This window comes from Ruegeria sp. CDSA034 (assembly GCF_059612275.1).
This window is the reverse complement of sequence record NZ_JBXWQH010000006.1, coordinates 1-16,833: the sequence shown is the minus strand read 5'-3', so window position 1 is coordinate 16,833 and position 16,833 is coordinate 1. Positions and strand designations below refer to the sequence as shown.

The 16,833-nt window shown below is 57.3% G+C and carries 17 protein-coding genes and 1 tRNA gene; 7 read left to right on the top strand and 11 right to left on the bottom strand.

Going from position 1 to position 16,833, the window contains the following annotated elements:
- Positions 1-4: 4 nt before the first annotated feature.
- A complete protein-coding gene (locus AC2FLJ_RS11920) occupies positions 5-1,855 on the top strand; it encodes an amidohydrolase family protein (protein WP_496698959.1) in 1,851 nt (616 codons plus the stop codon).
- A gap of 134 nt (positions 1,856-1,989) precedes the next feature.
- Here AC2FLJ_RS11920 and AC2FLJ_RS11915 read toward each other — a convergent pair.
- A tRNA-Val gene (locus AC2FLJ_RS11915) sits at positions 1,990-2,065 on the bottom strand.
- Between the two features lie 262 nt (positions 2,066-2,327).
- Between AC2FLJ_RS11915 and modA the strand changes: the two genes are divergently transcribed.
- From modA to modC, 3 genes are read left to right on the top strand one after another with little or no spacing between them, the layout of a single operon-like run.
- A complete protein-coding gene (gene modA, locus AC2FLJ_RS11910) occupies positions 2,328-3,101 on the top strand; it encodes a molybdate ABC transporter substrate-binding protein (RefSeq protein WP_432653452.1) in 774 nt (257 codons plus the stop codon).
- Between the two features lie 4 nt (positions 3,102-3,105).
- Positions 3,106-3,798, top strand: coding sequence for a molybdate ABC transporter permease subunit (modB, locus tag AC2FLJ_RS11905; RefSeq protein WP_058278495.1), 693 nt, complete (start codon positions 3,106-3,108; stop codon positions 3,796-3,798).
- On the top strand, positions 3,795-4,892 hold the full coding sequence (gene modC / locus AC2FLJ_RS11900; RefSeq protein WP_496705954.1) for a molybdenum ABC transporter ATP-binding protein: 1,098 nt from the start codon (positions 3,795-3,797) through the stop codon (positions 4,890-4,892). Before modB ends, modC begins: the two co-directional genes overlap by 4 nt.
- Here modC and AC2FLJ_RS11895 read toward each other — a convergent pair.
- Both AC2FLJ_RS11895 and AC2FLJ_RS11890 read right to left on the bottom strand, forming a co-directional pair.
- Entirely contained in the window at positions 4,889-5,794 is a 906-nt protein-coding gene (locus AC2FLJ_RS11895; protein ID WP_496698963.1) for a Hint domain-containing protein, read from the bottom strand. The two genes, modC and AC2FLJ_RS11895, sit on opposite strands and share 4 nt — an antisense overlap.
- Before the next feature lies 1 nt (position 5,795).
- Entirely contained in the window at positions 5,796-6,308 is a 513-nt protein-coding gene (locus tag AC2FLJ_RS11890) for a toxin-activating lysine-acyltransferase (protein WP_496698965.1), read from the bottom strand.
- Positions 6,309-6,602: 294 nt separating this feature from the next.
- On the opposite strand from AC2FLJ_RS11890, the gene AC2FLJ_RS11885 reads away from it, so the two are divergent.
- A complete protein-coding gene (locus AC2FLJ_RS11885) occupies positions 6,603-6,899 on the top strand; it encodes a hypothetical protein (RefSeq protein WP_496698967.1) in 297 nt (98 codons plus the stop codon).
- 4 nt (positions 6,900-6,903) lie between these two features.
- Here the strand turns inward: AC2FLJ_RS11885 and hemF are convergent, their stop codons facing one another.
- Genes hemF through clpS form a run of 4 tightly spaced genes read right to left on the bottom strand, consistent with a single transcriptional unit; the run spans position 6,904 to position 9,971 of the window.
- Positions 6,904-7,788 (bottom strand): oxygen-dependent coproporphyrinogen oxidase, encoded by an 885-nt coding sequence (gene hemF / locus AC2FLJ_RS11880; RefSeq protein WP_496698969.1) that lies wholly within the window; start codon positions 7,786-7,788, stop codon positions 6,904-6,906.
- Between the two features lie 5 nt (positions 7,789-7,793).
- On the bottom strand, positions 7,794-8,594 hold the full coding sequence (locus AC2FLJ_RS11875; RefSeq protein WP_058271963.1) for an SDR family NAD(P)-dependent oxidoreductase: 801 nt from the start codon (positions 8,592-8,594) through the stop codon (positions 7,794-7,796).
- Positions 8,595-8,631: 37 nt separating this feature from the next.
- A complete protein-coding gene (locus AC2FLJ_RS11870) occupies positions 8,632-9,597 on the bottom strand; it encodes a class I SAM-dependent methyltransferase (protein WP_282169698.1) in 966 nt (321 codons plus the stop codon).
- Between the two features lie 32 nt (positions 9,598-9,629).
- A complete protein-coding gene (gene clpS, locus AC2FLJ_RS11865; RefSeq protein WP_496705951.1) occupies positions 9,630-9,971 on the bottom strand; it encodes an ATP-dependent Clp protease adapter ClpS in 342 nt (113 codons plus the stop codon).
- A 91-nt stretch (positions 9,972-10,062) separates the two neighbouring features.
- On the opposite strand from clpS, the gene AC2FLJ_RS11860 reads away from it, so the two are divergent.
- Together AC2FLJ_RS11860 and AC2FLJ_RS11855 are read left to right on the top strand one after the other, a co-directional pair.
- The gene (locus AC2FLJ_RS11860; RefSeq protein ID WP_108862207.1) at positions 10,063-10,764 is read left to right on the top strand and encodes an HAD family hydrolase; all 702 of its coding nucleotides are present in this window, start codon (positions 10,063-10,065) and stop codon (positions 10,762-10,764) included.
- A 281-nt stretch (positions 10,765-11,045) separates the two neighbouring features.
- Complete coding sequence (locus AC2FLJ_RS11855) at positions 11,046-12,431, top strand: D-alanyl-D-alanine carboxypeptidase family protein (protein ID WP_058271959.1); 1,386 nt, start codon at positions 11,046-11,048, stop codon at positions 12,429-12,431.
- 59 nt (positions 12,432-12,490) lie between these two features.
- On the opposite strand, the gene AC2FLJ_RS11850 is transcribed toward AC2FLJ_RS11855, so the two are convergent.
- The 4 genes from AC2FLJ_RS11850 to AC2FLJ_RS11835 form a co-directional block, all read right to left on the bottom strand.
- Positions 12,491-13,738 carry a hypothetical protein gene (locus AC2FLJ_RS11850; RefSeq protein ID WP_496698973.1) on the bottom strand — a complete coding sequence of 416 codons (1,248 nt, stop codon included), beginning with the start codon at positions 13,736-13,738 and terminating at the stop codon, positions 12,491-12,493.
- 145 nt (positions 13,739-13,883) lie between these two features.
- On the bottom strand, positions 13,884-14,645 hold the full coding sequence (locus AC2FLJ_RS11845) for a LamB/YcsF family protein (RefSeq protein WP_496705948.1): 762 nt from the start codon (positions 14,643-14,645) through the stop codon (positions 13,884-13,886).
- A gap of 12 nt (positions 14,646-14,657) precedes the next feature.
- Positions 14,658-15,656 carry a 5-oxoprolinase subunit C family protein gene (locus AC2FLJ_RS11840; RefSeq protein ID WP_496698977.1) on the bottom strand — a complete coding sequence of 333 codons (999 nt, stop codon included), beginning with the start codon at positions 15,654-15,656 and terminating at the stop codon, positions 14,658-14,660.
- On the bottom strand, positions 15,653-16,408 hold the full coding sequence (locus tag AC2FLJ_RS11835; RefSeq protein WP_496698979.1) for a 5-oxoprolinase subunit B family protein: 756 nt from the start codon (positions 16,406-16,408) through the stop codon (positions 15,653-15,655). Before AC2FLJ_RS11835 ends, AC2FLJ_RS11840 begins: the two co-directional genes overlap by 4 nt.
- Between the last annotated feature and the right edge of the window lie 425 nt (positions 16,409-16,833).

Genomic DNA, 16,833 nt, shown 5'->3' with positions numbered 1-16,833 from the left:
ATCCATGCGTACCTTGTTTCTGGCATGCACGTTGTCTGTGTGTTCGACTTTGTGTTTCGCGCAGACTTACGACGTTGTCATTCTCAACGGTCGGGTAATGGACCCGGAAACCGGGTTCGATCAGATCGCTAACGTGGGAATAAGCAACGGCTGGATCACTGCAATTACTGACGAAGAAATTAATGGTAGCGAGTCCATCGACGCAACAGGGCACGTTGTTGCCCCCGGGTTTATCGATCTCGAGCAGCACGGGCTGGACCCTTGGGGTATCAAGGTAAACCTTCGTGATGGCGTGACGACTCAAATGGATTTTGAGGTTGGGGCAGCGAACATCGACGAATGGTATAGTGCGCGCGAAGGCGCAACACAGGCAAACTATGGCACGGTCGTTGGGCAAGAATTCGCACGGATGCGGGTTCATGACGGCCTCGTGCTTGAAGGTGGGGATATAGACTTCCGGAACTTCTTCGCACTGCGGGCACAATCCGTGGAAGATGGCGTCGAGGGGTGGTCTTCTGTTCCAAGCAACCGCGAGCAGATGAACGAAATCACTGCCCAGTTGGATGAGGGACTACGTCTTGGAGCACTCGGTGTGGGATCGACCATCGGCTACGCCCGCGAAGGTATTACCACCTATGAGATGTTCGAAGCGCAGCGGGCTGCGGCGCGTTACGGTAGACTGACTTCCGTCCATCACCGATTTCATCCCAGTGCTTCTACACCGACAGAAACACAGACGGGTGTAAATGAAATCTTGGTCAACGCGATGGTGCTTGGCGCACCGCTCCACATACACCATGACAATGACTATGGCTGGTGGGAAAATCAGGAAAAACTCCAAATGGCCCGCGATCAAGGCTACAATGTCTGGTCCAGTTACTATCCTTGGACCGCCGGATCGGGAAACTACGGAGCCTCGATCATCGCCCCTGAAAATTGGGAAGGTTCGATGGGGTACAAATACGAAGACACCATCTTTGACCCCCAGCTCGATCGCTTCGTGACAAAAGACGAGTTTTTGAGCTTCGCTGAGAATGAACCGGGACGGACGGCAATTGTTTTTAGCCCGCCAAGGGAGCAATGGCTGAATGATTGGATCACCATCGCAGGCTATGGTATCTCGGGCGACGGTATGGCCGGGCTGGATATCGAGGGCAATCTGATGAGTTGGGATGCCCCCTATGAAGACTATGCGGGGCATCCTCGGTCAGCAGGCAGCCACGCGCTTGTCTTGAGACTGGCGCGCGAAGCGAATGTGCCGCTTATGCTCACACTCACTCAGCTAAGTTACATCCATGCGAAGCGATTAGGTGACACGGGCTTGCGGGCAATGCAGGTGCGTGGGCGAATGCAAGAAGGCATGGTCGCGGACATCACGATTTTTGATCCGGAGACTGTGACCGAAAAGGCGAACTATACTCTCGGTCAGCAAGGTCTTCCGTCGGAAGGCATTCCGTATGTGCTCGTTAACGGATCCCTTGTTGTTAAGAACAGTGAAGTGCAGCGAGATGTTTATGCCGGACAGCCGATCCGGTTTCCAGTCGAGGAGAGCGTGCGTTTCGTTCCGGCTGGTCGCGAGCAGATCATGGGTATTCTCACACCGGATACCGGCACGGCCCGTCCAACGCTGCTCGATGATATTACAAATAGTGAAGCCAGTGTCGCACCTTTTGCTACACCAACCAATCAGATTGCATCGATAGAGCCCACCGACCCCTTTGATTGGTTTACGCCTCGCAACGGCCGAGATGACGGCGCCCTTTTCTTTTGCGTTGTGCATGCTCGCTTTGAGGACCGCGCAACAGCAAAACGTGATTATGCGAAGGCTATGTTGTCTAAAGCTGGGGGGCAATAAACTCGAGCCAATAGAGAAACACAGAGCAAACTACCTACCAGAATGCAAAGACGATGCGCAGCGAACACAGTTCCACGGGTGGCACAGCAAAAGGTGCTATTCGCGTAAGACTTTGATACATTGCGAGGAAAGGATGGTGGGTGATGAGAGACTCGAACTCCCGACATCTTCGGTGTAAACGAAGCGCTCTACCAACTGAGCTAATCACCCGTGACGGTGCATTTAGCTAAGCCTGCGCCCGGGTGCAAGAGGGTCTGGCAGAATTTCTTTCCCAGAATCTGATTTGTTAGCCACTGACAATTCAATCGGGCGGGAAATTCGCCGTGCCTCGTGTTGCGGGGTCGTTTCGATTGTGAGGGGCCTGTCGTTTTGCGTTCTACGTCGTGGGCGATTGCAAAGGCGCTTGCGTGTCACCTGCCGCCTCAGATATCCCCAAAGGAACTGCAACTTTCCAGGCGGGAGAAAACCGATCCTGTCCCACGCGCGCCGAGTTCTGATTGCGGCCCTGGTTCTGGGCGCTTTGACGCTGGCCCCGCTTCGCGCGGGGGCAGAGGGGACTTTGGTGTTTGCTGCGGCCAGCCTCAAGACTGCGCTTGATGAGGTGGCATCTGAATTTGAGCAGGAAACTGGGCAGGGCATAACTGTATCTTACGCGGCCTCGTCCGTTCTGGCGCGCCAGATTCAGTTGGGTGCCCCGGCAGACCTGTTCATTTCCGCCAACGTTGATTGGATGAATGTGCTGCAAGATCAGGGCCTAATTGACCCCACAACTCGTGTAGATTTGCTGGGCAATGGCCTGGTTCTGGTCGCTGGGAGCGAAGGGGCTGACATTGGCGAAATGCGGCCCGGGGTCGCTTTGGGCTCCGCACTGGACGGTGGATATCTGGCCATGGCGCTGGTTGATGCCGTGCCGGCTGGGATCTACGGAAAGGCGGCGTTGGAAAGCCTGGGGCTGTGGCAGGGCATTCAGGGTCAGATCGCCCAGACGGATAGCGTGCGCGCAGCCCTTGCACTTGTTGCCACAGGTGCTGCCCCAATGGGGATCGTTTACCGATCCGACGCGCAGGTCGAGGGACGGGTTCGTGTCATCGCCGAATTTTCGCCCGACCTGCATCCGCCCATCATCTACCCGGCGGCTCTGACGGCTGCCGGTGCTGAATCCGCGCGGGTGTTTCTGAATCACCTGCAATCTCAGGCCGCGCGGGCTGTTTTTGAAAAGCAGGGTTTCACCCTGCCGAACGGATAGCGGTATGGGGTGGTTGGGACCTGCAGAGCTTGAGGCGCTGAAGTTGTCGCTACGTGTGTCGTTTTGGGCAACACTGGTGACATTGCCGTTGGGCATATTCGTTGCCTACGCGCTGGCACGTTGGCGGTTTCCGGGTCGGCAGGTCTTGAATGGGCTGGTGCATCTGCCGTTGATCCTGCCGCCGGTGGTGACCGGCTATCTGCTTCTTCTGACATTTGGAATTCAGGGGCCGCTGGGCAAGTTGCTGGCAGAGATCGGAATTGTCGTGGCGTTTCGTTGGACCGGGGCTGCCCTTGCCGCGGGTATCATGGCATTTCCGCTGATGGTGAGGGCCATACGCCTGTCGATCGAAGCTGTGGACCCCAAACTGGAACAGGCCGGGGCCACACTGGGTGCATCACGTCTGTTTGTGTTTGCCACGGTGACCCTTCCGATGATCCTGCCCGGCGTCATCGCCGGTGCAATACTGGCCTTTGCCAAAGCGATGGGAGAGTTCGGGGCAACGATTACCTTTGTGTCGAACATCCCCGGTCAGACGCAAACCCTGCCGTCAGCGGTCTATGCCTTCCTGCAAGTTCCGGGTGGCGAAGCTGCGGCCACCCGTTTGGTGGTGATCTCGATCGTGGTTGCCATGAGCGCGCTGCTGTTGTCCGAGTTCATTGGGCGGCGCGTTGCGGCGCGGGTGGCCGGATCATGAGCCTGTCCGTTCGCCTGCAGCACGATCTGCCTGACCTCAAGCTGGATCTGAGTTTTGATGCCCCACCCGGTGTGACGGTTCTGTTTGGGCGGTCCGGGTCTGGAAAGACAACCATCGTAAATGCAGTCGCCGGTTTGGTGAAACCCATGGCCGGTCGGGTTGCTGTAGACGAGTGGGAGCTATTTGACACCGCGCAAGGCCTTTGGTTGCCGCCGCACAAAAGGCGGCTGGGCTATATCTTTCAGGAAGGTCGTCTTTTCCCACATCTCACTGTGCGCCAGAACCTGTTCTACGGAAAATGGTTCGCGCCCAAGGGTGCGCGCCGCGAAAGCCCGGACAAAGTGATCGAAATGCTGGGGATCGGGCACCTGTTGAACCGGCGCCCCTCGGGGTTGTCCGGCGGGGAAAAGCAGCGCGTTGCCATTGGCCGCGCTCTTCTGGCCAGTCCACGGTTGATCCTTGCGGATGAGCCTCTGGCCGCATTGGACGACGCGCGAAAGGCTGAGATATTGCCTTATTTTGAACGGCTGCGGGATGAGGTTTCAGTACCAATTTTGTACGTCACACACTCGGCCGCGGAAGTTGCGCGTTTGGCGACGTCGGTTGTCGCGTTGCAAGAGGGCAAGGTCCTGCGGCATGGCCCTGCCTCCGAAGTATTAGCCGATCCGTCAGTCGCACCGGCTGGTGTGCGGGCTGTCGGTGCAGTGTTGCAGGTTCGGGTCGTCAAACATCATTCGGACGGGCTGACTGAGTTGGACGCAGGCGGGTCGTCTTTGTTTCTGCCCCGGGTACCCCTGCAAATTGCGGAAGAACTGCGAATCCGCATTCCCGCGCAAGAGGTTATTCTGTCCAGCAAACGCCCCGAGGGTCTTTCGGCTTTAAATGTTCTGGAAGGTACGGTCGACACGATCCGCGCGGGCGAAGGGCCGGGTGCTATTGTGTCCGTAAGAACACCCGCGGGTTCTGTTTTGGCCCGGGTTACTCGCCGTTCCGTCGAAGCGTTGGGATTGGAACCGGGCAAACCCTGTTTTGCGGTCATCAAAACGGTCGCACTGGCACCGCAAGACGTGGGTGGGCACTTGCGCGGGGTCTAAGCCAGCGCGCGGGCTTCGAATTCTCGCAGGATCAGGCGGGCTGCTCGGCCGAATCCTAGCCCATTCGGCATGGCTGTGTCCGGGAAAATGGCGGCGAGCTCCTGCAATGCGTCCGAGGACAGAGTGTACAGGGATTCTTCGCCGAGATAGAGGCTTTCAGCCAGTGCGCCCTCGGCTGTCAGTATTTCGTGGCTATCCAGCAGGATGTGAAAATACTCGACCGGGTCATCCGAGGTGTCAATCGCGATACCTGGCCAGGAACAAAGGTGCTTGGCCGCAACCAGCGCGTCGGGCGCGCCGAACAAAAGCTCGACCTTTGGTCCGCTGACCAGAATGCGGTGTTGCTGTGATACCAGCAGATCGCGTTCGGGCCGTCCTGCGCCAAGGCTGCCAGCTTTGATCCGAACCGGGCGCATGGCCGGATTGTCTCGCAATCGGTCCGGCGATAAGGCGCTGCTTTCCACCCACCGGATCGGTTGCAGCCCGCGATCTACAGTCATCACATTGTCGCCAACGCTCAGGGTTTCTATCATTCGACTGCCACTTTCGGCCTGGATCAACGTGCCCGCAGTAAAGCACACGCCTTCAAGAGTGATGGTGATAACCTGGGTCAGGTTGTAGGGAGCGATATTCAGGGAACTGTCAATTTCAAGCCCGGTGACTTGCACGGTGAAGGTATCGGTGACGATATCTCCAAACGGGATATCGTCAAAATCGCTTTGGTTGACCGTATAGGTCCACTCGCCGGTATTGGGATCAATGGATGCGACACCCAGCAACGGTTGTTGAGATATGGTCCAGTTTTGCGACAGCGGAAAGCCGTCCAGACCCAAATCTCCGGTTGCCACATTTGGAGGGTCTCCGGTTACAAAGCCAGTTGTTGTCCCTACTATCGATACCATTTCAAGACCTCTCCATTTTCAGGACCTCACGAAATTCTTTCTTCCGGTAAACCTTCATGTGTACGTCCCCCGCGTCGTCGCGGGTCCACTCCACGATGCGATTTCGGGTCAGGTCGCTGTCCATCCGATTGGTTCGGACCCGAGGGTGGGGGATTTCTTTTTTCAGTATTTCGACGATCTGGTTGGTCTGTCCAAACGGGGCCACAAGGTCGACGATCCAGAAGGACGTGCCGCTGGCAAAGTCCGTATCTTTCAGCGGTTTTTCCTGAATGGCGTACCGACGCTCGGCTTCGGGGCTGAGGCCGGCGAAGGTCACAAACCCGCGTGGGAAACCGTTCTGCCGGAAAATGTGGTACTGGTTCAGCCGAAAAGGCGTTTCAAAAGCATAGAGCACCTGCCCGAGGGTGCGCGGCCTGTGTGTATTGGTCAGCGATGCAAGATAGAACATGGCGCCGAAATCCGCGTATTTTTCGGACGGGATATCAAACCAGTCATTTGGAAACGCTTTGCTCAAAACAAACCCCAGCCAATATATGCCTTGATCCTAATTGCTTATAATCAAAAATGATACTGATTTGCCTGTATGTGCTGTGTCGGGGTCCTGTCGGCCGAATTCCCGAAAATGGTGCCGCTTTACTCGGACCACGTGTCCGGTATGATCTTGAATAAGTGTTTCGAAACAGGAATTGCCATTATGCGAGTTTTGAAAATAGCGGCCCTGGCAACATTTGCGGTGTCGCCTTTATTTGCACAGGGAATTGGGATCGGAATCGGCGCTTACCCGGGTTTTAAAACCACAGTCACTCCTATGAACAACGGTGTTTACGAGGTCGCCGTCAGTGGGTCTTCGGCCCCGGTCGCGTATTGGTGCGGGATAGGCGACTTTGCTATTCGCAGCCTGAGAACAAAAGCAACCCAGCGTATCTATATAGTTCGGGCCTACGAAAAAGGCGTGCGCACGGTGCAGTTTTCACTCACCCCACCCGATGGTGTCGATACCACGCCGGGATATTCGATTACCGTAAAACGTGTGGGTGAGAACATGTCGGCGGGGTCCGCGCAGGGCTATTGCTTTGACAACTTCCTGGATTTTGGGTTCCGCTAATCTATCAGGCCCATTTTGCCATTGGAGGAAGGCTCATCAACACCGCATCCGGGTCATGGCCGGTTTCCAGCCCGAATTTTGTGCCCCGGTCGTAGACGAGGTTGTATTCGGCATAAAGGCCCCGATGCACCAGTTGCGTGTCTTTGGCCGCTTCGTCAAAACCCTGGACTCGGCGCTTTTCCACCAATGGCAGGAAAGCAGGCAGGAACGCGCGACCGATATCCTGGGTCAGCGCGAAATCTGCGGCCCAGTCTCCGGTGCAATAGTCATCCATGAATATCCCGCCTACGCCTCGGGCGCGCTTGCGGTGAGGGATATAGAAATACTCATCAGCCCAGTCTTTCAGGCGAGGGTAATGGCCGGGACCATGTGGATCCAGATGCGCCTTTTGGGTGGCATGAAAATGCGCTGTGTCCTCATCATATTCGATGCAGGGATTCAGGTCCGAACCGCCGCCGAACCACCATGCGTGCGGGGTCCAGAACATGCGGGTGTTCATATGAACGGCCGGTACATGCGGGTTTTGCATATGCGCGACCAGAGAAATTCCCGACGCCCAGAAACGCGGATCTTCGGCCATCCCCGGAATCCCCTTACGCGCCGCCATGGCCTGTTGCGCTCGCGCACCCAAAGTGCCGTATACGGTCGAGACATTGACGCCGACCTTTTCAAAGACTCGCCCGCCACGCATCACGGACATCAACCCGCCGCCCGCATCGCTGCCGTCCTCGGATTGGCGTTTGGTTTCCTTGACCTCGAACCGGCCAGGTGCTGCGTCTGCAAAAGGGCCAGAGTTGTGGGTGTCTTCAAGTGCCTCAAACGCGGCGACAATCTCATCGCGCAATTGGCGGAACCACGCGGCGGCGGTTGATTTTTCGGTATCGAACATAGGGATTAATGAGCCGGGGCTGCGACGGGGTCCAGCAAGGTGCGGCCGCCATCAATTGTCAGAATTTGTCCGGTGATGAAGCCGGCTGCATCCGAGGCCAGGAACTGTGCCGTTTCGGTCAGTTCGTTCGGGGCTGCGATCCGGGCCAAGGGCGTATGTCTCTCGATATCGTTGCGAAAATCCCGATTTTCCTTGAGCGTGGACTGCAGCGAGGCGCTCATGACCGATCCCAGCGCGATGGAATTAACGCGGATCCGTTTCGGGGCAAGGGCAACGGCCAATGAACGTGTCATTTGATCCAACGCGGCGGTGGATACGGAATATGCCATCAGATCAGGGTGGGTGCGTCGCGCCGCGATTGAAGACAGGTTGATGATCGACCCGGCGGGGCCTTCGTCAGTGTCACCTGCTTGTTTTATCATGCGTTTGGCGACCGCCTGGCTTAGGCGCAGCGAGGGCATCAGGTTCTGATTGAGCAGCATGCGTACGGAATCGTCGTCCGCGTCCAGTGGATCGGACGGGATCACCTGGCGCGCGCCATTGATCAGGATGTCCACCTGATCAAACGCATCAAGCGTGGCAGACAGCAGGTTCGCGATGGTCAGCTTTTCCCGCAGGTCGCCAGCAAAAAACCGGATGTTGCTGTCATCGGCCTGTTCGCCAAGCTCGTCGGACAGCCGTTTTTCGTCCATGTCGGCGAACATGACATTGGCCCCGGCATCCGCAAAGTGGCGCCCGATGGCCAGTCCGACACCATTGGCGCTGCCTGTGACAATGGCGGTCTTGCCGGCTATGGAAAAGGACATGCGTTGTCTCCTGATTTGCGGCAGAGGTTAACCGGGATCACCGTCGAGGGCGAGAGGCGTGAAACACCTTGAACCGATTGTCGCCGGACACCTCTTGAACCTGTACGAAATTCTCGGCCAGCGTGACCTCGTAGGGCAGGTGGCGATTTGCGACCATCCACAGATTGCCGCTCCGGGTCAGGTTTCGAGCTGCGGATTTGATAAAGCCCTGACCCAGCTCAGGGTCGGCGGCGCGCGATGTGTGGAACGGAGGGTTCATGATCACCGTGTCCAACGGTTCTGGCGCGTTCCACGCGACGGCGTCGGCCCAGTGGAACTGCGCGCAGGTCTTGGCCAAATTGACGCGTGCGCAGGTAAGGGCGATCTGGTCAGCCTCGACAAGATGTAACGCGCGCGGATTGGCGGCCTTTAGCACACCGGCTGCGAGATACCCCCAGCCAGCGCCCAAATCAGCGATCCTTGCACCCAGCTTTTCGGGTAATGCGCCCAGCAGCAGGGCCGAGGCAGGGTCAATCCCATCAGCCGAGAACACACCGGGCGCGGTCTGAAAGCCATCGACTGTCTGATTGTTCGGGGCGGCCCAGTCGGCAAAAGCCTCGGGTGCGGATTGGAACCAGAAGATCTTGCCATGCGCCTTGGCGATGGGCCCTTCGACGTCAACGCGTTTGCGGATGTCTTTCAGCAGACTATCGACGCCGTCGGTTTTGGCACCGTCTATGACAATCAGTCCGCTGGCCCGCTGACAGGCCTGATGCACCATGCTGCGCGCCAACGCCTTGGCGCGGGGCATGATCACGATGGCATCCTGGCAAGGGTCGTGGGCTTCCGGGACGGCGGCAAAGCCCTGTCCGGCAAAGTGGTCGTGAAACGGTTTGAATGGCTGCACAACCTGCGTTTCACGCGGCAGGGCCGACAGATCGCTGTCGGATGTCGGTCCAAGCACGCTGAGTGGTTGCGACAGCTCAAGGCCGCTTTGCATGGCAAGATCAAGACGAGGGGACATCGGCAAATATGAGAGAGAAGGCTAAGGTGGCCTTACTCTTCCCGTTCCATTGTGCATTGCAGGGGGTGCTGGTGCCTGCGGGCAAAGTCCATGACCTGGCCCACTTTGGTTTCGGCGATCTCATGGCTGAACACGCCAACCACGGCGACGCCTTTCTTGTGGACGATCAACATGATTTCAAACGCCTCGGCATGGGTCATGCCAAAGAAACGCTCCAGCACATGCACCACGAATTCCATCGGCGTGTAGTCGTCGTTTAGCAGCAGTACTTTGTACAACGGCGGACGCTTGGTCTTAGGGCGCGTCTGCACCAACAGCGACGGATCATCGTCGTTGTCCGGTTGGTCAGACATCATCCATTTGTGTCCAGTCATTGCGCCTTTGTCCGATTCAGGCTTCGGTTTGTCTGATCGGTTATATAACGTGCATGGGGCCAGAGAAAAGAGCCAGCAGGACGTAATCGAAATGGAAAAAGCGCTGACCACAATTGGGTTCGACGCCGACGACACGCTTTGGCACAACGAGCGGTTTTTTAAACTGACGCAGACCCATTTCACGGAATTGCTGGCCGATCACGCTGATCGCGATCACCTGTTGGATCGGCTGCTTGCTGCGGAAAAACGCAATATCCGGCACTACGGCTACGGAATCAAAGGCTTCACCCTGTCGATGATCGAAACCGCAATCGAAGTGACCGACGACCGTGTTCCAGCCTCGGTTATCCGCCAGTTGGTCGAAGCGGGGCAGGACATGCTGGCCCACCCGATCGAGCTTTTGCCCCACGCGCGCGAGGCCATCGAAGCGGTGACTGATACGCATAAGGTGATTCTGATCACCAAGGGCGACCTGATCGATCAAGAGAGAAAGCTGGCGCAATCCGGTCTGGGAGAGTTGTTCGACGAGGTCGAAATCGTGTCCGAAAAGTCAGCACAAACCTACCGCGATATCTTTGCGCGGCATGGTGACGGGCCCGAATCTGCAATGATGGTAGGCAATTCGATGCGGTCCGATGTCGTTGCCCCAATTCAGGCCGGGTGTTGGGGCGTCTATGTGCCCCATGGGTTGGTTTGGGAGATCGAAAAGGCCGAAACCCCTGCGGGCAATCCGCGCTATCGCGAGATGCGGGATTTGGGCGAACTTGCCGATCTGGTTCAGCGCCTAAGTTGATGTTGCCAATTGGTCTCAGTTTTCAAAAAACGGGGCGGGAATTACGCTAAGGCGTTCAATTTGCGTGGATGTGGTAGGTTGCGGGCTGCGCGCGTCTACATGTAGTGCCGATTCGGACGCTTAACAAAACAGCGAATTTGCACGCTTTCGGTTTATTTCATTGGGTCTCTGTGTTAGCCTTGTAGGCAATAAAAAATAATTAACGCTGACCGGGAAAACCCGGCGGCCTGAGGTAGACAGAGGCAAAGATCGTGCAGGTTCGGCGGACAGTTCCGGCCCGGATGGGCTTATTTCTTATAGCATTCTTGTGGCTGCTCTCCTTCGCGCCGTTGCAGGGATTTGCGGCACCATATGCGGCGATGGTCATCGACGCCCGGACAGGCGAGGTTCTGCATTCGCGCAATGCTGACACCCGACTGCATCCGGCCTCTCTGACCAAGATGATGACACTCTACATTGCATTCGAGGCGGTGCGGAATGGTGAGATCACCTTGGACACGCCCGTTCGGATTACAAAAAAGGCCTCTTCTGAACCCCCCTCGAAGCTGGGTCTTCGCACCGGACAAACCATTGCGTTCCGATATCTGATCCGGGCGGCTGCCGTGAAGTCCGCCAATGATGCGGCCACGGCGATTGGCATCGCGATCAGTGGATCCGAAGCAGCATTCGCCCGTCGCATGACGCGCACGGCCAAGGCCATGGGTATGAGCCGCACAACGTTCAAGAACGCACATGGCCTGACGGAATCAGGTCATTTGTCGACCGCGCGGGATATGACCACGTTGGGTCGCCACCTGCTTTATGATTATCCGCAGTATTACAACCTGTTCTCACGTCAATCCACGCATGCGGGGATCAAGACGGTTCCAAACACGAACCGTCGCCTGTTGGCGGCCTATAAAGGCGCGGACGGGATCAAGACCGGATACACGCGGGCTGCGGGCTTTAACCTGGTTGCATCGGCCAAGCGCAAGGACGAACGCATCATAGCAACTGTCTTTGGCGGTAAATCCGGCGCATCGCGGAACGCCAAAGTGGCCGAATTGCTGGATATGGGCTTCCGCCGCGCCCCCTCGCGCGCCCCGATCCGCAAGCCGGCGCGCCCGACCTATGCCGGAAACGCAGGATTGGGAGCGACAGTCGCGGCCCTGACTATCGCGCCAAAATCCAGTCTGCGCCCCGTTCTGCGCCCCGGACCGGGTGCCGCAGTTCAGGTTGCTGGCGCTGTGGCTGAGACGGCTGCCAAAAATGGCACGCGCATCAAGGATGGTATCGCCGCAGCAATCGCGGCCGCCGACATTCAGCCCTCTGGTGATGGTGACGCACCCCGTCCCGCTGCGCGCCCGGCTGACCTGGTACTGGCCTCGACCGATCCGGCAGTGCAGCCCGAACCCGAGCAAGAGATCGTGACCCGACTGTCAACATCGGGCGGACGGCTATGGGGCGTGAACGTTGGCCGTTACACCACCCGATATGAGGCGGAAAAGATTTTGCTGAAAACGGCCCTGTCGGAAATGACCACTCTGGAAGGCACGCTGCGCAAGGTGAACCAAAGCTCGCGCGGCTTCGACGCGACATTTCAGGGCATGACCCGCGAACAGGCCGATCTGGCCTGCCGCCGGTTGCAGGCCCGGAATGTGACTTGTTTCATGATCGGGCCGTCATAAGGCCCGACATACTCTCCTGAATGGATCTGGGCTGCGAGGAAACTCGCAGCCTTTTTTTGTCAGTCGAAGACGTGGCCGTGTTCGTATTGTTCATCCTGACCCGCCGCAGCGGTCAGGGCGGCAACGTTATCCTTGGTAAAGAACCCGTCATAGTGGTGGCAACGTTCGATATACTCGGTGATCAACAGCGTGTACTTCGAATGCTTTGAGAAGATCTGTTTGAGGTTCGGATCATCCTTACACTCGCCCACCACATGGGCCAGGAACGGCACCCCTTCATCCTTGAGTGTGTTGACCACAAAATCGACGTTCTTTTCACCCGCGCCGTGGTCGCCGTCATGAATCTCGATTGCCATGTGGTGCAGGCGACGGCCAAAGTTCCGAACGAAATCCTCGGTTGGCATCGGCAGCTGTTCAAAGGAATTGACGAAGGAGGGCGTGTTGTTTGCGGTGAAGACCTTGGCGGGGGATTTCTTGTCATCGTCGACATTCGCGTTCCGGTTCACGTTGGTCGAGGAATTCATCTCAAAGATGTTGTACGCGCCCCAAAAGTAATAGGGCACCATGGTCAGAAACTCGAGGATGGCGTCCTCACGCTCGCCGGCTAGAATGCGTGTTGCAAGGTGGTCGACCCCCAGCATCAAAGGCGCGATTTTGCTGTCGACCCCGAATGCCGCCGCCTGATCCAGCCGCGCCTGTTCGTCATTGCTCAGCAATATCCGGTCACCCAGACCAAGGCTGTCGGTGTCGTTGAAATCCAGGGATGAGTAGCCAACCCTGTTACAGGTGAAATCGGACGGCGACGTAAATCTGAACCCGTCCGAAGTGTAGAACGGGTTTTCGGTGTCTCCCTTGTACTCAAACCTGATGTTCTGATCTTCAAGCGTTTTGGTCAGGGTCTTGAGGTCCGTGGCGCCATAAACCTCTCCGACATAGCGGGTCTGGGGGGTGTTGCGGGCCAGCGGGTACATACGGTTGATGCGCGGAATAAAGTCTTCGAATGTCGGGCTTAGTGGCGCCATGACGATAATCGCAGGATAGTCGGAGTGCGAATGCAACACCGCAAATTTGTGCGTCTGACCCAGATAGCTGGCCGTATGTCGGTAGGGTGTCATGACATAAAGCTCGATCAGCGTGTCGAACATCGCGTCCGGTTCGACCTGAATGACGATCGCCTGCATCGCCCCGACCTGATCAGCCACGCCCGAGCTTTTGCGGCGTTCGTAGATCATCGGCAAATATTGGTGAAAGAACTCTGAGTTCTTTTTGTCGCCGCGCGGTTCGTAATTCATCAGATCGAAAGACATTGGCCAACCTCCTTGCCTATACCGGTTCGGCATGGCGTTGCTTGGAATTGTGGTATTCAGAACATGCACTTGTCGGGCATGCTAGGGTCTGTATTCCATACAGGCAACAGTCAGAGGATAGATCGTCAGGCTTACGCCCTTCTTTCTATCGCATGAATTTTGTCACATCGACCCCGCCGTCGATCAGGGATGTGCGAACCGAACGGGCGATTTGTACTGCGGTTGGGCCATCGCCATGCAAGCAGATCGTGTCGATGGATGTCTCTAGCCGCTGGCCGCTTTCGGTGATGATGGCACCTTCGCGCACCATGTTCAGGATGCGCGGTCCAGCAATTTCGGGGTCATGAATAACCGCGCCGGGCATGCTGCGGTCGACAAGGGTTCCGTCGTCGTTATAGGCCCGGTCCGCAAAGATCTCGCCGACCCACTTGCACCCCAGTTCGCGCACGGCTTCTTCTTGTTTGGTAACGGCCAAAACCATGATGATGATGTCCGGATCGACATCCAGCGCGCCCTGATAACAGGCTCGGGCCATGTCGATATCGACCGAGCACATGTTGGCCAACGCCCCGTGCAGTTTCAGGTGCCGCACTTCGGTGCCAACGGCCTTGGCCATTCCGATTGCCGCCCCCAGTTGATACCGAACCAAATTGCGCAGGCTGGCATGGGGCACTTTCATGTTGCGGCGGCCAAATCCTTGGAGATCGGGGAAGCCGGGATGCGCGCCGATCCCAACGCCGTTTTCGGCGGCCAAGGTCATCGTCTTGGCCATCACATCCGGGTCACCGGCGTGAAAACCGCAGGCGATATTGGCGGATGTGATGATTTTCAGAAGACTTTCATCATCGCCCATATTCCATGGGCCATAGCTTTCGCCCATATCGGCATTCAGATCGACGCTTGGCATGGGTGATACTCCTTAGTCGGTGGCAGAGATCATTCCGCCGATCAATTGGTAGGACAAGAGGTCCGGGATGTCATGCGGATCGCGGACCAGCGGTTCGACCCGCATAGGTAGCCGGGCAAGTTCGGCTTTGTGGGCGGTTTGCAGGGCTGTGGCCTCGTCCAGTGACACGAATTCGAACTTGATCTGCCCACCCGCCGGGGTTTGTGCCGCGCGCGGTAGGTCACAGGGTAGAACCGTCGCGATACGGGGATAACCTCCGGTGGTCTGACATTCAGGCAACAGGATAAATGGGCTGCCTGTTCCGGTCATCTGTATGTCACCGGGGGTAATGACCTCGGACAGAATGTTCAGCTGACCCTGGGCCGCGAAACCTTCGCCCTCGCTATCCAACTGCATCCCCATTCGGTTGGCCCGACTGCCACGCCGAAACTCGGATTGCACAAAGCGGTCCAACGTTTCCTGATCAAACAGGGGAGTCTGAAAGCTGGCGATCACGCGTAGAACGCCACCCGAGAAGCGATCATCCGGGTTGAGTTTCATGCCCGTCACGCCTGATCCGTCGGCGACAGGCAATGTATCTCCGGTCTGAATGGTGCTTCCGATCTTGGCGGTCAAATGCGCTGAGCGTGATCCCAGAAAGGCTTCGGACGCGATCCCACCGCTGACATGCAGGTAGCCATAGGTCCCGCGCGTCGCAGCACCAATCACCAGCCGCTGCCCGGCTTCCATCTGGTGCGACGCATTCCAGACCACAGGTGCGCCATCAATGCTGGCTTGCATCGGAGCACCTGTCAGAGCGATGCCGAGAGATTGCGCTGCCTCGAACTCGCCACCCATTCCAGCCATTTCCAAAGCGGCAAGTCCCGGGCTTTGACGCAGCAACGCTGCGCCCTCGTGCAGGGCCAGTTGGTCGGCGGCGCCGGATCGGGACAGCCCCTGATCCAGATACCCGACACGACCCTGGTCTTGTATGGTGCAGGCCGGGCCAATGCGATGAACAATCAGACTCATCCCGCGATCTCCTCGCAGGTGGCCCCGCCTGAGCCGTCCGAGTTGTTGGCGCGGATGGTTTCCAGTTCGTCGCGCGAAACGGACAGGAACTGCATTTCATCCCCTGGCTTCAACGCAAAGCTCTGCGGTGCGTCAGGGCGAAAGCAGCGAAATGCGGTTTGGCCCACGTGCCGCCAACCGGTCGGAGTGGGGCCCGAGAACAGTACGAATTGGGAAATTGCCATTACCAAGGCCCCCTCTGGGACCATAGGAGTCAGTTCCTTCAGACGTGGAATATTAAACTCAGGACCAAGCGGACCAAGATACGGCTGCCCCGGTGCAAAGCCAATGGTTAATACGCGTACCTTTGTGTCGCTCAGCCGCCGAACGGCTTCCATGGAATCCAACCCCGCCGCCGACGCTGCCTCGTCCAGTTGCGGAGCAAGCTTGCCCCCATAAACTGTGGGGACCCGCCACAACCTGCGACCGACAGGCAGTGGTGCCTCAAACCAATTTTGCTGGGCAAGTAGGTGTCGCACTTTATCCTGGATTTCAGTGCGAGGCAGTTTGTCGGGATCGAACCTCAGATAGGCCGATGCAAGGGATGCAGAGGTTTCGACAACACCGTCCCAGGATGCCGCGTCGATTGCGCCCCTAAAGGCCAGCGCCGCCCGGTTCGAGGGTTCGGCCATGGCATCGGCAAAGGAAACAAGAAGGCCGTCATAGCCTACGGTATTTATGCGTGGAAACATGTCGGCTGTATCGGTGGTCATTTCACGGCTAACCCGGGCATCTTACAGAGGCGACCACACATCATCCCGGGCCAATGCGCAAGCCCGGCGTAGGTAGACACGCGCGGATTCCATACCTGAATTGAGTACTAGCACCGTTTTTTAGGCCGGTTCCGACTCATTGAATCGCTTCCGACTCGATTGAGTCTTGTGGTGTGATGGGGCGCCCTGTCTATATATAGGGGTACGATTACTGGAGGCGCAGGCAGGTGTAGGTCCGACTTGTATCTCAACTGATGAGATCGCCGTTCGAAGGGGTGTATGATACAACTTAAGATATTGATAAAAAACAAATAAGTAGAAAAATGGAAAAAATTCGCCCAGGAGGTCATTTTCTGCTTGCGGACTTATGCGGTTATACTTAGAACCCCCTTCACCGGCGCTGCTGAGGCGGCGCTGACGGGTCG

Excerpts from the sequence above, each read along its gene's own strand:
- AC2FLJ_RS11835 (WP_496698979.1), bottom strand. The coding sequence starts at position 16,408 with ATGACCACCGATACAGCCGACATGTTTCCACGCATAAATACCGTAGGC.
- AC2FLJ_RS11875 (WP_058271963.1), bottom strand. The coding sequence starts at position 8,594 with ATGTCCTTTTCCATAGCCGGCAAGACCGCCATTGTCACAGGCAGCGCC.
- AC2FLJ_RS11860 (WP_108862207.1), top strand. The coding sequence starts at position 10,063 with ATGGAAAAAGCGCTGACCACAATTGGGTTCGACGCCGACGACACGCTT.
- modC (WP_496705954.1), top strand. The coding sequence starts at position 3,795 with ATGAGCCTGTCCGTTCGCCTGCAGCACGATCTGCCTGACCTCAAGCTG.
- hemF (WP_496698969.1), bottom strand. The coding sequence starts at position 7,788 with ATGTTCGATACCGAAAAATCAACCGCCGCCGCGTGGTTCCGCCAATTG.
- AC2FLJ_RS11870 (WP_282169698.1), bottom strand. The coding sequence starts at position 9,597 with ATGTCCCCTCGTCTTGATCTTGCCATGCAAAGCGGCCTTGAGCTGTCG.
- AC2FLJ_RS11845 (WP_496705948.1), bottom strand. The coding sequence starts at position 14,645 with ATGCCAAGCGTCGATCTGAATGCCGATATGGGCGAAAGCTATGGCCCA.
- AC2FLJ_RS11920 (WP_496698959.1), top strand. The coding sequence starts at position 5 with ATGCGTACCTTGTTTCTGGCATGCACGTTGTCTGTGTGTTCGACTTTG.
- AC2FLJ_RS11855 (WP_058271959.1), top strand. The coding sequence starts at position 11,046 with ATGGGCTTATTTCTTATAGCATTCTTGTGGCTGCTCTCCTTCGCGCCG.
- modB (WP_058278495.1), top strand. The coding sequence starts at position 3,106 with ATGGGGTGGTTGGGACCTGCAGAGCTTGAGGCGCTGAAGTTGTCGCTA.
- AC2FLJ_RS11895 (WP_496698963.1), bottom strand. The coding sequence starts at position 5,794 with ATGGTATCGATAGTAGGGACAACAACTGGCTTTGTAACCGGAGACCCT.
- clpS (WP_496705951.1), bottom strand. The coding sequence starts at position 9,971 with ATGACTGGACACAAATGGATGATGTCTGACCAACCGGACAACGACGAT.
- AC2FLJ_RS11840 (WP_496698977.1), bottom strand. The coding sequence starts at position 15,656 with ATGAGTCTGATTGTTCATCGCATTGGCCCGGCCTGCACCATACAAGAC.
- AC2FLJ_RS11885 (WP_496698967.1), top strand. The coding sequence starts at position 6,603 with ATGAACAACGGTGTTTACGAGGTCGCCGTCAGTGGGTCTTCGGCCCCG.
- AC2FLJ_RS11850 (WP_496698973.1), bottom strand. The coding sequence starts at position 13,738 with ATGTCTTTCGATCTGATGAATTACGAACCGCGCGGCGACAAAAAGAAC.